Annotated in this window: 1 protein-coding gene; it reads left to right on the top strand. The window is 47.2% G+C overall.

Annotation, left to right across the window (positions count from 1 at the left end; all coding sequences use genetic code 11):
• Window positions 1-12: 12 nt before the first annotated feature.
• Window positions 13-233: recombinase family protein (locus AC0L3J_RS38450; protein WP_473350630.1), on the top strand; the 221-nt coding region annotated here is incomplete at its 3' end.

The following is a 233-nucleotide window of genomic DNA, read 5'->3' as shown; positions in this document are numbered from 1 at the left end:
GAGGCTTGCATAATGGATATCAGGAAAACAGTGGAACAACTGACCGAAACAGGTATCAGAGTGCATTGCTTAGCATTGGGTGGCATTGACCTGACCAGTCCAACAGGAAAAATGATGATGCAAGTAATTTCAGCAGTCGCTGAATTTGAACGAGACCTTTTACTTGAACGCACTCATTCCGGGATAGTAAGAGCCCGCGGCGCAGGGAAACGTTTTGGTCGACCTCCTGTGTT

This window comes from Bradyrhizobium sp. Kon37 (assembly GCF_055807535.1).
The sequence above is the reverse complement of the archived record's forward strand: the minus strand, read 5'-3'. Positions and strand labels throughout refer to the sequence as shown.